The organism is Halorubrum salinum (assembly GCF_024494575.1).
Lineage (GTDB): Archaea > Halobacteriota > Halobacteria > Halobacteriales > Haloferacaceae > Halorubrum > Halorubrum salinum.
This window is the reverse complement of record NZ_JANHDO010000002.1, coordinates 24088-38127: the sequence shown is the minus strand read 5'-3', so window position 1 is coordinate 38127 and position 14040 is coordinate 24088. Positions and strand designations below refer to the sequence as shown.

Annotated in this window: 15 protein-coding genes; 12 read left to right on the top strand and 3 right to left on the bottom strand. The window is 68.6% G+C overall.

What is annotated here, in order from left to right:
- The first annotated feature begins 8 nt into the window (after positions 1 to 8).
- Positions 9 to 482 carry a deoxyuridine 5'-triphosphate nucleotidohydrolase gene (locus tag NO930_RS05990; protein WP_137782963.1) on the top strand — a complete coding sequence of 158 codons (474 nt, stop codon included), beginning with the start codon at positions 9 to 11 and terminating at the stop codon, positions 480 to 482.
- A 246-nt stretch (positions 483 to 728) separates the two neighbouring features.
- Here NO930_RS05990 and NO930_RS05985 read toward each other — a convergent pair whose 3' ends face one another.
- Together NO930_RS05985 and NO930_RS05980 are read right to left on the bottom strand one after the other, a co-directional pair.
- Entirely contained in the window at positions 729 to 1133 is a 405-nt protein-coding gene (locus tag NO930_RS05985; protein ID WP_137782964.1) for a CBS domain-containing protein, read from the bottom strand.
- 100 nt (positions 1134 to 1233) lie between these two features.
- The gene (locus tag NO930_RS05980) at positions 1234 to 2190 is read right to left on the bottom strand and encodes a DUF5787 family protein (protein ID WP_256402841.1); all 957 of its coding nucleotides are present in this window, start codon (positions 2188 to 2190) and stop codon (positions 1234 to 1236) included.
- 174 nt (positions 2191 to 2364) lie between these two features.
- Here NO930_RS05980 and NO930_RS05975 point away from each other — a divergent pair, with 174 nt between their 5' ends.
- The 9 genes from NO930_RS05975 to lpdA all read left to right on the top strand — a co-directional run bounded on the left by NO930_RS05975 (position 2365) and on the right by lpdA (position 11405).
- Complete coding sequence (locus tag NO930_RS05975) at positions 2365 to 2748, top strand: hypothetical protein (RefSeq protein ID WP_092567197.1); 384 nt, start codon at positions 2365 to 2367, stop codon at positions 2746 to 2748.
- A 20-nt stretch (positions 2749 to 2768) separates the two neighbouring features.
- Positions 2769 to 3422, top strand: a complete 654-nt coding sequence (locus NO930_RS05970; protein ID WP_425601444.1) for an NUDIX hydrolase — start codon at positions 2769 to 2771, stop codon at positions 3420 to 3422.
- Positions 3423 to 3670: 248 nt separating this feature from the next.
- Entirely contained in the window at positions 3671 to 4597 is a 927-nt protein-coding gene (locus NO930_RS05965; protein WP_256402840.1) for a replication factor A, read from the top strand.
- Positions 4598 to 5260 (top strand): RPA family protein, encoded by a 663-nt coding sequence (locus NO930_RS05960; protein ID WP_137783118.1) that lies wholly within the window; start codon positions 4598 to 4600, stop codon positions 5258 to 5260.
- Between the two features lie 163 nt (positions 5261 to 5423).
- A complete protein-coding gene (locus tag NO930_RS05955) occupies positions 5424 to 5828 on the top strand; it encodes a DUF8146 domain-containing protein (protein WP_004048800.1) in 405 nt (134 codons plus the stop codon).
- A 293-nt stretch (positions 5829 to 6121) separates the two neighbouring features.
- Positions 6122 to 7225 (top strand): pyruvate dehydrogenase (acetyl-transferring) E1 component subunit alpha, encoded by a 1104-nt coding sequence (gene pdhA, locus NO930_RS05950; RefSeq protein WP_256402839.1) that lies wholly within the window; start codon positions 6122 to 6124, stop codon positions 7223 to 7225.
- Positions 7226 to 8212, top strand: a complete 987-nt coding sequence (locus NO930_RS05945; protein ID WP_256402838.1) for an alpha-ketoacid dehydrogenase subunit beta — start codon at positions 7226 to 7228, stop codon at positions 8210 to 8212.
- A 2-nt stretch (positions 8213 to 8214) separates the two neighbouring features.
- Entirely contained in the window at positions 8215 to 9984 is a 1770-nt protein-coding gene (locus NO930_RS05940) for a 2-oxo acid dehydrogenase subunit E2 (protein ID WP_256402837.1), read from the top strand.
- Positions 9978 to 11405, top strand: a complete 1428-nt coding sequence (lpdA, locus tag NO930_RS05935; RefSeq protein WP_256402836.1) for a dihydrolipoyl dehydrogenase — start codon at positions 9978 to 9980, stop codon at positions 11403 to 11405. Before NO930_RS05940 ends, lpdA begins: the two co-directional genes overlap by 7 nt.
- A gap of 72 nt (positions 11406 to 11477) precedes the next feature.
- On the opposite strand, the gene NO930_RS05930 is transcribed toward lpdA, so the two are convergent.
- The gene (locus tag NO930_RS05930; RefSeq protein ID WP_137783123.1) at positions 11478 to 11675 is read right to left on the bottom strand and encodes a heavy-metal-associated domain-containing protein; all 198 of its coding nucleotides are present in this window, start codon (positions 11673 to 11675) and stop codon (positions 11478 to 11480) included.
- A gap of 131 nt (positions 11676 to 11806) precedes the next feature.
- Here NO930_RS05930 and NO930_RS05925 point away from each other — a divergent pair, with 131 nt between their 5' ends.
- Together NO930_RS05925 and NO930_RS05920 are read left to right on the top strand one after the other, a co-directional pair.
- A complete protein-coding gene (locus tag NO930_RS05925) occupies positions 11807 to 12415 on the top strand; it encodes an AsnC family transcriptional regulator (RefSeq protein WP_256402835.1) in 609 nt (202 codons plus the stop codon).
- A gap of 268 nt (positions 12416 to 12683) precedes the next feature.
- Entirely contained in the window at positions 12684 to 13973 is a 1290-nt protein-coding gene (locus NO930_RS05920) for a hypothetical protein (RefSeq protein WP_256402834.1), read from the top strand.
- Positions 13974 to 14040: the final 67 nt, after the last annotated feature.

Genomic DNA, 14040 nt, shown 5'->3' with positions numbered 1-14040 from the left:
GGGCGGGTATGTTCGACTCAGGCGCGGCGGTGGCAGCGGCGCTCGAAGCGGGCGACGCCGACCTCGACGACACACAGCGGCAGCCGAACGGCGTCGACCTCACGCTGGGCGCGGTCTTCGAGCAAACCGAGCCGGGAGTCGTCGGCCGCGACGGGAAGCGCGTCGGCGAACGCGAGGAACTGAGCGGCGACGGCGGGGCCTACCGCCTGGACGCGGGGACGTACGTGGTGCGGTACGGCGAGCCGGTGCGGATACCCGAGGAGCGGGTCGGGTTCGTTCTCCCCCGGTCGACGCTGCTTCGGAACTCGTGTACGCTCGACACGGCGGTGTGGGACGCGGGCTACGAGGGAATCGGCGAAGGACGCCTCGATGTGGGACACGAGATCGAGATCGAGCCGGGAGCGCGGATCGCGCAGTTGGTGTTGGCCGAGGCGGACCACGAAGAGACGTACGCGGGCGCGTATCAGAGAGAGAACCTCTGAGGAGACGGGAGCCGGTTGATCGAGAAAACGCCGGAACACGGCCGCATCGCTCGGCGGTCGAAAGGAACGAACGGCGCGGCCGTGCCGGAAAAAGTGGCACGGCCGCGTCGTTCAGTAGGTCCCCGCTGACGCTTCGGCCCTCCAAGCGAAGCGTCATTTGACGAAAGCGGGTGAGTGTACTTAAATATGCCGGGGGCGGCAGTCTTAGCGTCAGAGATATCGGCAATATAGACGGGAGTTCGGGGACTATGGCGACGGGGCCTCCGGAGAAGAGACGTACGCGGCGAAATCAGAGGTGGTGATGATACCGATCGGGGTACCGCCGTCGACGACGGGCACGTGGTGGATGCCGTGTTCGATCATCGTCGCCGCGACGGCCGCGACGGAGTCCTGTGCGCCCGCCGTGATCGGGTCGGGACTCATGTACCGCTCGACCGTCGTCTCGGCTTTCGGCTGGCTCTTGGCCACGATGTCGACGAAGTCGGTCGTCGTGAGGATCCCCACGAGCGTCCCGTCGTCGACGACGAGCGCCGAGCTGACGTCGTTGTCGAGAAGCACCGCGGCCGCGTCTTCCACGAGTGTGTCCGGGGTCACGGTGTGGAGGTCGCTCGTCATCAGTCGCGCGACGAACACGTCGTCGATATCGTCCATACCAGAGGATTCCGCCGTCGACGTATAAGAGTTCTCACGTCACACGGTACCGCGGTATCGGTTCGGACGGTGGGGCGAACCGGAGCGCGGCCGCGGACCGCTACCGGAACCGCGAGAGGCTCGCCTGTCGGCGTGGCTCCGCTCCGTCGGGATCTGCGACCCACGCGGTTCGCGCGTCGCGCAGCCGGTCGCGATCGAGCGCCGGCGGGTCGGCCGGTTCGAACGCGGCGCAGGTCGTGCCGCAGTCGCGGCCGGGGTCGACGATTTGGTCGAAGCGGTCGCAGTGGGGGCGGCCGTCGTCGGTCGCCCGCGCGTACACGCACCGTGGCGGGTCCGGTCGCCACCCCTTCCCGTAGGCGCGCTCGGCGATCCGGCGTCGCTTGCGGGCCTTCTCGGCCGGATCGACGAGCGCGACGTCCGTTCGGAGCGCGCGTTCGTCGCGGATCTCGACGCCCGACGCGCCGGGGTCGAGGCGGGTCGGTTCTCGAACCACCTCGCGGTCGCCGCTCTCCGGATCGAACCGCCAGACTCCGACGGTCTCCGGAATTCGATTGAGATGCGCGCGCGTGACGTACGAGCCGGTCGCGAGCACGACCTCGTCGAATAATCCGAGCGCGACGTCGTAGCGCAGTTGCGCGGCCAGGTCGCCGGGCGTCGACAGGTCCGGCTTGTTCTCGATCGCCGTCAGCGAGCCGATCCAGTCGTCGGGGTACCGTGCGGTCGCGCGGACGACCGCCCGGCCGTCGCGGCGATCGCGTTCGAGGTAGCCGACGCCGACCGCCCGGTCGATTACCGCGGCGGCGCGGTCGGCCGGGAGGTCGAACGCCGCCGAGACGGGGACCGCCTCCCCCGGCCCGACGGCCGCCTCGATCGCGGGGTCGGGAATGCGGTCGGCGGTGATCGACGCGCGGCGGTCGAATCCGGGACCGGGCGTGAGCACGCAGACGTCGACGATCCGACCGCCGGGGTTCGTGACGCCGGCACCGAGCTGTCTCGCGACGACCGAGTCGGGCGATTCGAGCGCGGCACAGAGCGCCAGCTCGAACCGGTACTCCATGCCCACCGGAAGGAGCGCCGGCGGCTAAAACGCATCGGGAACTGGGGCGAACGACGACGAGCCGACGGCGAAACCGGTGTTCCGCGGCGGTGCCAGCCGACGGCGAAACCGGTGTTCCGCGGCGGTGCCAGCCGACGGCGAAACCGGTATTCCGCGGCGGTGCCAACGGTGGGTATGCGCCGGGTCACCCGGAACCTCGTCGTCGCAATCGCGCTGGTCGTCGTCGCGCTGCTCGCGCTGGGCGCGCTCCCGAGCTATCTCGGCACCGGCGACCCCTACTACCTCACCGCCGAGCCGATCGAGACCGACGAGCCGGCGATCGACGTGACAAACGTCTCCGAGCGCCGGTATCCGTACCTCGTGGGCGCGCTCACGAGCGACGACGGTCGTTCTCCGGAGTACCAGACCGGCCCGTACGGGATCAAAGAGCCGTTCACGCACAGCCCCTTCGACGAGATGGGATCGCTCGTCCAACAGCGTCCGGAAGCCGCGACGACGGAGATGGCGCGGGTCCGGTACGAGGGGGAGACCTACCGCGTGGAGGTGGTTCGACCGTGACCGGTGGCGACGACGGAGCGATCGGAGGCGGGAACAGCGTCGACGACGGCGGGAGCGACGCGCCCGCACGCGACCGCCGCGAGCCCGCTTCTGACCTCCGGGACCTCCCGGCGTTCGCGGACGGCCGCACGCACTCGCTGCCCGGCGAGCCGGAGTGGCCGGTGAGAGAGGTCGTCGTCGAGTACGACGAAGGGTGGTTCGTCGGCGGATACGACCGCGTCGAGCAGCCGGACGGGTCGGAGAAGAAGTACTACTGGGCGGAGCTGTCACCCGCGACCGTCGTGATCGCGGTCGCCGACGGCGACGTGTTGTTCGTCGATCAGTACCGTCCGACCGTGCGAAACACCCAGTCGGAGCTGCCGGCGGGGATCGTCGAGCCCGGTGAGACGTACACCGAGGCGGGAGCGCGCGAACTCGCCGAGGAGACGGGGTTCGCACCCGACTCGACCGCGCTCTTACAGGAGGTGTGGTGTTCGACGGGCGTGCTCCGCCACAAGCGCGGCTACGTAGTCGCCGAGGGGCTCGAACCGGTCGACGTCGAGGCCGACAGCAACGAGTTCCTCGAACCGCGAGCCGTGCCGATCGACGAGGCGCTGTCACTCGCGCGCTCGCCTCCGACGAACGACGCGACGCTCGAAGGACTGCTTTTAGCCGAGCGCGACGGGTACCTGTGATCGGCCCACCTTGTGACCGTCTCGCGTGGGACCGTTCCACTCGAAACGGAGCCCGCGTCTGGCTGACGGGCGTCTGACGCGGGCGCGGGGAACGGCGAAGAGGCTTCGAGGCCGATCGCGAAACAACCGTGAGACGCCGGAAACGCACCGTTCTATTCACTTTCACCGCGGTGGCGGGCGTTTTAATACCAAGAGGACCCAACCGACGTACGCCTCCCAGTGAAACCAGACCGGAGGCGGAGACACCCATGAGCGAACTGCGACAGGAAGCGGAAGCGATAGCGGAACAGTTCTCGGACCACCTCGACGTGGCCCCCGACGACGTCGAAGAACGGCTTGAGACGCTCGTCGACGAGTACCGCGTGCCGCTCGACGAGGCGAGCAGGAGCGTCACCAACAGCTACCTCGAAGACGCCGGCATGGAGCGCGACGAACTCGGCCGGGGGAGCAGCGAGTCGGTCCTCGTCAACGAGATCGACGAGGACGAACAGTGGGTCGACGTACGCGTGAAGCTGGTCGACCTCTGGGAGCCCCGCAGCGACTCGATCTCGCAGGTCGGGCTCCTCGGCGACGAGTCGGGCACGATCAAGTTCGTCGCCTTCGAGACCTCCGACCTCCCCGAACTGGAGGAGGACGCGTGCTACGAGCTCTCGAACGTCGTCACGGACGAGTACGAGGGGAGCTACTCGGTGAAGCTCAACCGGACGACCCAGATCACCGAGATCGACGAGGCGATCGAGGTCGGTGACAACGCCGACACCGTCGAAGGCGCACTGGTCGACATCCAGTCCGGGTCCGGGCTGATCAAGCGCTGTCCCGAGGACGACTGCACTCGCGTCCTTCAGAACGGACGGTGTTCCGAACACGGCCAGGTCGACGGGGAGTTCGACCTCCGGATCAAGGGCGTGTTAGACGACGGCGAGACGGTCACCGAGGTCATCTTCGACCGCGAGGCGACCGAGGACCTCACGGGCATGACCCTCGAAGAAGCCAAAGACATGGCGATGGACGCGCTCGACACCACGGTCGTCGCAGAGGAGATGGCCGACGACGTGTTGGGCCGGTATTACCGCGTCACCGGACCCACGTTCCGCCGATACGTCCTGGTCGACGAGATGGAAGAGCCCGGGAAAGTGGACGCGGAGAGCGCGCTGATCGAAGCGAGGTCGATCTGAATGAGCCAATCAGCACCCAGCCGAGAGGTCGCCCGCCGCGTGTTCGCGACCGAGTTCAACGACGCCGGCTTCACGTTCACCGAGTCCGACGACGAGCGCGCACCCGTGTACGCGCTGTTACCGACGGGCGAGTCGGCGAACCGCGTGTTCTTCGTCGGCACGCTGACCGAGAAGGAAGACGTCGGCGAGGACTCGGAGTACTGGCGCGGTCGCATCGTCGACCCGACGGGCACGTTCTTCGTGTACGCCGGCCAGTACCAGCCCGAGGCCGCCTCGAAGCTCCGTGAGCTCGACGCCCCCGCCTACGTCGCAGTCGTGGGGAAACCGCGGACGTACGAGACCGACGACGGCACCGTCCGGGTGTCGGTCCGCCCCGAGTCGATCACCGAAGTCGACGCCGCGACCCGCGATCGGTGGGTCGTAGAGACCGCGAACCGGACCATCGAGCGCGTCGCCGCCTTCGACGACGACGGGAACGAGTACGCGCGGATGGCCCGCGAGGAGTACGACTTCGACCCCGAGACGTACAAGGCCGCGGCGCTGTCTGCGCTCGAAGACTTAGACGAGAGCGACGGCGACGAGCTGGCCGGAGACGGTTCCGCGGGCGAAGACGGATCCGGCGGTTCCGCGGCCGACGAACCGGCAGAGACGCCGGATCTGTAGCGCGGAAGCGTGTCGCGTCGGCCGTACGGTCTGTGAACGGTCGGCCGGTCGAATCCCCTCGCGGCCAGATCGAAGGTTTGGCCCGCTCTCGGGTCGGTCGCGACGCGAATCCTGCGACCGTCTGACAAACGTTTAAGTATTCTGCGCGACGAATGGTCCGGTAATGGGCAACAAGAACAAGACGATCTCGTTCCGCGTCAACGAGGACGCGTTCGAGACCCTCCGCGATATCGCCGAAGAGCGGGACATCTCGCTTTCGGCGGTCTTCCGGGACTACGTGGATACGCTGGTTGCCCACGACGGACAGGTCCGGGTCGTTCCGGAGGCGGAACTGGATAGCATGGGCGAAAGCGGGGAGTCGTTCCCCCCGAAGATCGAGGTCCCGAAGAGCTTCGTCCGCGAGCACGAGCGGCTGGAGCTGGAGGCGGACCACCTCCGTGAGCAGTTAGAAGAGCACAAACGCTACGTCAACTACCTCCGCGAGCAGTTGGAAGACGGCGACGAGGAAGTGATCCAACTGGAGGACCTCGACGGCGAGCCGGACGAGCCCTCCTTCCGGCTCGGATGAGCGGGGTCCGCCGCCGGTGTCGTCGGTATCGGCGGCGGCGGGCCGGCGCGCAGTCGCACGCCGTCTGAGACTCGTCTACATCGGTCGCGTTCGGACGGGGTATCTCCGTACGCACCGATGTCGGCAGAAATCTCTCTGATCGCACTTCAAACCATTCGAGTTGGTCTGATTATTCCATCATTCGCTGGACGTTTTTGCACTTCACTGGGCTATTTCTGTCCGTCTCAAACCCGGTGCGAAACCAATAATACCCGGGCGGTGGAGGGTTTACGTATGAACAGGTGGGTCCGACCGTGAGCGTGTTCGACAGGCCGTACGACGATCCGGTCCGCGTGCTCGACGAGGACGGCGCGGTCGTCGGCGAGGTTCCCGACGTCGACGACGAGACGCTCGTCGACATCTATCGCCAGATGCGGCTCGCCCGGCACTTCGACGCGCGGGCGGTGAGCCTCCAGCGACAGGGCCGGATGGGGACGTACCCGCCGCTGTCGGGACAGGAGGGGGCGCAGGTCGGCTCCGCCGCGGCGCTCGGAGACGACGACTGGATCGTTCCGTCCTACCGGGAGCACGCCGCCGGCTTCGTTCGGGGGCGCTCGCTGAAGCGGACCCTGCTCTACTGGATGGGCCACCCGGACGGGAACCGGGTCGAAGACGGGGTCAACGTCTTTCCCGTCGCCGTCCCCATCGCCTCGCAGGTCCCCCACGCCACGGGGGCGTCGTGGGCGGCTTCGCTGCGGGGGACCGACGAGGTGTTCTGCTGTTACTTCGGCGACGGGGCGACGAGCGAGGGGGACTTCCACGAGGGCGTCAACTTCGCCGGCGTGTTCGACACTCCCACGGTGTTCTTCTGTAACAACAACCAGTGGGCCATCTCGGTTCCGCGGGCACGGCAGACGCGGAGCGCGACGCTGGCACAGAAGGCGGAGGCGTACGGGATAGACGGCGTGCAGGTCGACGGGATGGACCCGCTCGCGGTGTATCGAGTCACTGAGGCCGCGGTCGAGAAGGCGCGCGACCCCGAGGCGGACCGCCCGCGACCGACGCTCATCGAGGCGATACAGTACCGGTTCGGCGCGCACACGACCGCCGACGATCCGACCGTCTACCGCGACGACGACGAGGTCGAGCGGTGGCGGGAGAAGGACCCGATCCCGCGGCTGGAGGCGTACCTCCGTTCGGAGGGGGTGCTCGACGAGGAGCGCGTCGCCGAGGTCGAGTCCGCGGTCGAATCGCGGGTCGCAGACGCTATCGCGGCGGCGGAGTCGACGGCGCGACCGGAGCCGCGAGAGCTGTTCGAGCACGCGTACGCGGAGGTCCCATCCGAACTCGAACGACAGCACGAAGACCTCGCCGCGGTCCGCGAGTCGCGCGGCGACGCGGCCTTCTTGGAGGAGTGAATGACCGAGACACAAAACCTCACCCTGGTGCAGGCGGTTCGAGACGGACTGTACACCGAGATGCGCGAGGACGACGACGTGCTCGTGTTGGGCCAAGACGTCGGGAAGAACGGCGGCGTCTTCCGGGCGACCGAGGGCCTGTTCGACGAGTTCGGCGGCGACCGCGTCGTCGACACGCCGCTCGCGGAGTCGGGCATCGTCGGCTGCGCGGTCGGGATGGCCGCGATGGGGCTGCGGCCGGTCCCCGAGATCCAGTTCTCGGGGTTCATGTATCCCGGATTCGACCAGATCGTCTCGCACGTGGCCCGGTTTCGCGCGCGCACTCGCGGGCAGTTCACGGTCCCGCTGACGCTGCGGGCCCCCTACGGCGGCGGCATCCGCGCGCCGGAACACCACTCCGAGTCGAAGGAGGCCTTGTACGCCCACGAGGCGGGGCTCAAGGTCGTGATCCCCTCGACGCCGCACGACGCGAAGGGGCTCTTGGCGGCGTCGATCCGCGACCCCGACCCCGTGGTCTTCCTCGAACCGAAGCTCATCTACCGGGCGTTCCGCGAGCAGGTGCCCGAAGAGCCGTACACCGTCCCGATCGGCGAGGCGGTCACGCGGCGCGAGGGCGACGACGTCGCCGTGTTCACCTACGGCGCGATGACCCGGCCGACCCTGGAGGCGGCCGAGACGCTCGCCGAGGAGGGGATCGACTGTGCGGTCGTCGACCTCCGGACCGTCTCCCCGCTCGACCGGGAGGCGATCGTGGAGGCGTTCGAGGCGACCGGCCGCGCGGTCGTCGTCCACGAGGCTCCGAAGACGGGCGGGCTCGCCGGCGAGATAACCGCGCTCATCCAAGAGGAGTCGCTGCTGTATCAGGAAGCGCCGGTCGGACGCGTGACGGGGTTCGACGTGCCGTACCCGCTGTACGCGCTCGAGGACTACTACCTCCCGACTGCGGCGCGCATCGAGGACGGTATCAGGGAGGCGGTGGAGTTCTGAATATGTCAGTCAAAGAGTTCACGCTACCAGACGTCGGCGAGGGTGTCGCGGAGGGCGAACTCGTCAATTGGCTCGTCTCGCCCGGCGACCGGGTCGAGGAAGACCAGCCGGTGGCGGAGGTGGAGACAGACAAGGCGCTCGTGGAGGTGCCGTCGCGGTACGACGGCGTCGTCGAGGAGCTGTTCGTCGAGGAGGGCGACGTCGTCCCCGTGGGCGACGTGATCATCTCGTTCCGCGTCGGCGAGGAGGAGGGGACCGACGAGGAATCTTCGGCAGACGAGGGGACAGAAGCGGCGTCAGACGACGAGCCGGAGCCCGCGTCCGATGACGAGCCGGAGCCCGTTTCCGACGGCGAAACGGAGCCCGCCGTCACCGCCGGCCGAGCGTTCGCCCCGCCGTCGGCCAGACGGCTCGCCCGCGAACTGGGCGTGGCGATCGGCGCGGTCGACGGGAGCGGCCCCGGCGGCCGGGTGACCGAGGCCGACGTGCGGGCGCACGCCGAGGAGGGTCTAGGAGCAGACGACGGTGACGTGGTCGTCGGCGACCCCGACGACGCGCCGACGCCCCGGTCCCCCGGCGGCGCAGACGAGAGGAAGACCGCGGTCACGAAACGAGGCGGGACGGAAACCGCCGGGACCGCGCAGGCCGCGCCGGAGCCGGCCGGTCGCGAGACCACGCTGGCGACGCCGGCGACCCGCAAGGTCGCCCGCGAACTGGGCGTCGACGTCGACGACGTGCCCACGGAGGAGACCCGAGACGGTGAGGCGTTCGTCACCGAGGCCGACGTGCGGGCGTACGCCGACGCGCTGGAGTTGGAAGGGGCGGACGGAGCCGAAACGAGCGACGAGTCCGCTCGGCCGTCGCCCCGCGTGGTCGACCTCGACGCGACCGATTCGGCGACCGCTCCGGCCGACGGGGCGGCGAACGAGACGGGCGGGGCGTCCGGCGGTTCGGCCGACCCCGTCGACACTGCCGGCTCCGTCGAGAGCGCGGAGACGATCCCCTACCGCGGCGTGCGGCGCACGATCGGCAAGCAGATGGAGCGGTCGAAGTACACCGCGCCGCACGTCTCCCACCATGACACCGTCGCGGTCGACCGGCTCGTCGAGGCCCGCGAGCGGCTGAAACCCGTCGCCGAGGAGCGCGGGGTGAAGCTCACCTACATGCCGTTCGTGATGAAGGCGATCGTGGCGGGGCTCAGGGAGTATCCCGTCCTCAACAGCGAGCTGCGCGAGGACGACGAGGAGATCGTGTTGAAAGACGAGTACAACCTCGGGGTCGCCGTCGCGACCGACGCGGGACTGATGGTCCCCGTCGTCGAGGACGTCGACGAGAAGGGGCTCTTCGAGCTGGCCGGGGAGATTTCCGACCTCGCCGCGCGCGCTCGGGACCGGACCCTGAAGCCCGGCGAGATGAAGGGCGGTACGTTCTCCATCACGAACTTCGGCGCTATCGGCGGCGAGTACGCCACGCCGATCATCAACTACCCCGAAACCGCGATCTTGGGCCTCGGGGCCATCGAGAAGCGGCCCGTCGTGCGCGAGCGCGACGGCGACGGAACGGGCGACCGCGGCGGTGTGGGCGGTGCGGGGGTCGCGGGCGGCGACGCGGTCGGCCGCGGAGACGGCAGTGAGGTCGTCGCGGCCCCGACACTCCCGCTGTCGCTGTCGATAGACCACCGGGTCGTCGACGGCGCGGTCGCGGCCGAGTTCGTCAACACCGTCATGGAACACCTAGAAGAACCCCTGCTGTTACTCAACGAACAATGGTAGTCGGAGACGTCACGACGGGAACGGAGGTACTGGTCATCGGCGCTGGGCCTGGCGGCTACGTCGCCGCCATCCGCGCCGCACAGGAGGGACTCGACACGACCTTGGTCGAGAAGGACGCCTACGGCGGAGCCTGTCTCAACCGCGGCTGTATCCCCTCGAAGGCGCTCATCACGGGCGCTGGACTGGCCCACGAGGCCGGGAACGCGGAGTTCATGGGCGTTCACGCGGACCCCGCAGTCGACCTCGGCAAGATGATCGAGTGGAAAGACGGCGTGGTCGACCGGCTCACCGGGGGCGTCGAGAAGCTCTGTAAGGCCAACGGCGTGAACTTGGTCGAGGGAACGGTGTCGTTCGTCGACGAGACGACCGTCCGGGTCGCACACGGCGGCGATGGACAGGGGTCGGAGTCGATCGCCTTCGAGCACGCGGTCGTCGCGACCGGCTCGCGGCCGATCCAGATTCCCGGCTTCGAGTTTTCGGACGACCACGTCTGGAGCTCGGCCGACGCGCTCGACGCCGACGCGGTGCCCGACCGCCTCGGGATCGTCGGGGGCGGCTACATCGGCATGGAGCTCGCGACGACGTTCGCGAAGCTCGGAGCCGACGTGACCGTCGTGGAGATGCTCGACGACATCCTCGACCCCTACGAGGACGACGTGAAGCGACTCGTCCGGAAGCGCGCGGAGGAGCTCGGCGTGACCTTCCACTTCGGCGAGGGCGCGAGCGAGTGGTCGGAGGGCGGCGACGGGGGGTACCTGCTCCACACCGAGACGGAGGACGGCGAGGCGTCGTCGTATCCGGTCGACAAGATATTGGTCGCGGTCGGCCGCCAGCCCGTGACCGACGGACTCGACCTCGAAGACGCGGGCGTCGAGACGGACGACCGCGGGTTCATCGAGACGGACGACCGGACGCGCACTGAGGTCGAACACATCCACGCGGTCGGCGACGTCGCGGGCGATCCGATGCTCGCCCACGCGGCCTCGAACGAGGGGATCGTCGCCGCCGAGGTGATCGCCGGCGAGCCGGCCGCGCTCGACCGGCAGGCCGTCCCCGCGGCCGTCTTCACCGATCCCGAGGTCGGAACCGTGGGAATGACCGAGGCCGAGGCCGCAGAGGCCGGGTTCACCCCCGTCGTCGGCGAGATGCCCTTCAACGCCTCCGGCCGTGCGATGACGACCGGCCACACCGAAGGGTTCGTTCGGATCGTCGCGGACGAGGAGACCGGCTTCGTGCTCGGCGGGCAGATCGTCGGCCCGGAGGCCTCGGAGCTGATCGCGGAAGTCGCGCTCGCGGTCGAGATGGGCGCGACGCTGGAAGACGTCGCGGCGACGGTTCACACTCACCCGACGCTCGCGGAGGCGGTGATGGAAGCCGCGGAGAACGCCCGCGGACAGGCGATACACACCCTGAACCGCTAGGCGGTCGGGCCGTGAGCCATCCGGGCCGCTAGTCCGCGGGCCGGCATCCGCCGAGCCGGCAACCGGAGTGACCTACGCCGACGCCTCGTATCCCGCGTCCTCGACCGCACGCACGAGCGCGTCGGGATCGGCGTCCCCCTCGACGGTCGCGGCGTCGCGCTCGCGGTCCGCGCGCGCGGTCGTGACGCCGGCGACGCCCGACAGCGCCTCCTCGACGCTCTGTTCGCAGTGTTCACACGACATTCCTCGGACGGCGATAGTCAGTTCCATGACGCCGTTCGGTAGGGGAGCGAGGGCTTTGTGGGTTGTCGCTTCGATATCACCGCTCTATCTGGCGTTCGAGTTTCGGTTCGAAAGTATCGCGGACAACATTCTTGTGGAAGCCGTGTCTCGGTTTCGATATGCGCGATTTAGACGAGACAGACGTGGAGATCCTCTCGCTTCTGGCCGCGGACGCCCGCCGGCCGTTCAGCGAGATCGGCGAGCGAGTGGGGCTGTCCGGTCCGGCGGTTTCCGATCGGGTTACCCGGCTGGAGGAGACCGGCGTCATCGAGGGGTTCACCGTCGACGTCGATCGGACGAAGCTCCGGGGCGGCGTCCCCGTCATGGTCGACGTCGATCTCGCGGTCGCGGCCGGTTCGGACTCTGAGACGCGGAAGTCGGCTCGGGAGCGCCTCCGCGAGGCCGACGCCGTCGAGCACGTGTTCGTCACCGCCGAGGGCGACCTCCGGTTTTACGCCCGCGTCGGGGGGCAGGCCGTCCGGGAGTGGCTCGGAGGGATCTTCGAGGGGCTCGCGGTCGACGACTGGACGGTCACGCTCGTCGACGAGGTCGAGTGGACGCCCTCGATCGACGGGGTCGAGTTCGCGCTGACCTGTGCGGAGTGTTCGAACACGGTGGACAGCGAAGGCGAGACGGCCCGGATCGACGGCGAGGTGTACCACTTCTGTTGTTCCTCCTGTCTGTCCCGGTTCCGCGACCGATACCGGCGTCTCGAAGAGGGCGTGTGACGACCGTCGGGAAAACACAGCGGTAGCACAGATCCGCGGCGCGAAGCCGCCGCCGACGGCGCGCGGGACGCCCGACCGGTTCGCGCGCCAGAGTGACCCGTCGCCGATCGAGGGGGGGGGACCGTGGCCGAGTCCGGAGGATCTTCCGGTTTAACCGCCGCTAGCTGAAAACACCGGTACAGCCGCGTTAACCGGGACACAAACCGAATTAAACCGCGTTAACGGAGTTTCCTTTTTATGTGATACCGGCGGCACGACCCGAGTGGACATGAGCGACAGAACGATTGGGACGAAACCGGTTGCGCTGCTCGTGGTCGCGGTCGTCGCGCTCGGCGCGATGGCCGGCGTCGCGGCCGCCGACGGCGAGCTCGGCGTAAGCGTCGAGGACACGGACGGCGAACCGACAGTGACAGTGACTGAGAACGGTACCGCAGTCGAGAACGCGACGGTCAACGTCACCGTCGTCGACGAGACCAACGAGTCGTACGCCGGAGCGGGCGAGTACGCGACCGACGAGAACGGAACGGTCGGGCTCCCCGCGCCCGAGGAGAACGTCACGGTCGACGTGACAGCGACCGCTGACAACCGGAGCGCGTCGACGACGGTCGACCTCGAAGCGACGGCCGAGCCCGAATCCGAACTCGGGCTCGACGTGGCGATCGACGACGGCGAGCCGGTAGTCACGGTGACCGACGGCGGCGACGGAGTCGAGAACGCCTCGGTCAACGTCACCACGGCCGACGGACAGAACGTCACGTACGTCGGCGAGGGAGACTACGAGACGGACGAGAACGGAACGGTGACTCTGCCCGCGCCCGAGGAGAACGTCACGGTCGACGTGACCGCGACCGTCGGGAACGACTCGATCGCGGCGACGGTTGACCTGACCGTCGAGGAGGCCGAGGAACCGGTTGCGGAGGAGCCGTCCTCGGGAGGCCCGTTCGGACAGCTGGTCCGTGACTTCATCGACCGTATCGGCGACCGCGAGGGCGGCATCGGTGCCGCAGTCTCGGACTTCGTGAGAGAGAACAACCCCGGCAACGCGCCGGATGACGCCGGCGCTCCTGACGACCCGGGCAACGGGGACGAGAACGCGAGCGACGGCCCCGGCAACGCGCCGGACCGCGCGGGCAACGGCAACGGGAACGCAAACGGAAACGGCGGCGAGCAGGGGCCGCCCGAGAACGTCGGCCCGGACAGTGACGACGACGCGGACGACGGCGATGACGCAGACGACAGGCGCGGGCCCCCGGACCACGCCGGCCCCGATCGTGACGACGACGCGGACGACGACGAGGCCGAGGAGGACGACGCGGACGACGATGAGGCTGAGGAAGATGACGCTGAGGAGGACGACGCGGATGACGACGAGGCCGAGGAAGATGATGCGGATGACGACGAGGCCGAGGAAAATGATGCGGACGACGCGGATGAGAACGACGCGGACGACGATGACACAGACGATGACGACAGCGACGCGGACGATGACGACGACTCCAGTAGCGGAAACGGAGCCGGCAACGGGAACGGCCCCGGAAACGGAAACGGGCCGCCGTAGACCGGCGTTCGGAGCGGCCTGCGAGATGTGACCGGATCGCGGACGATACAGATTCTTTTCGTCGGGT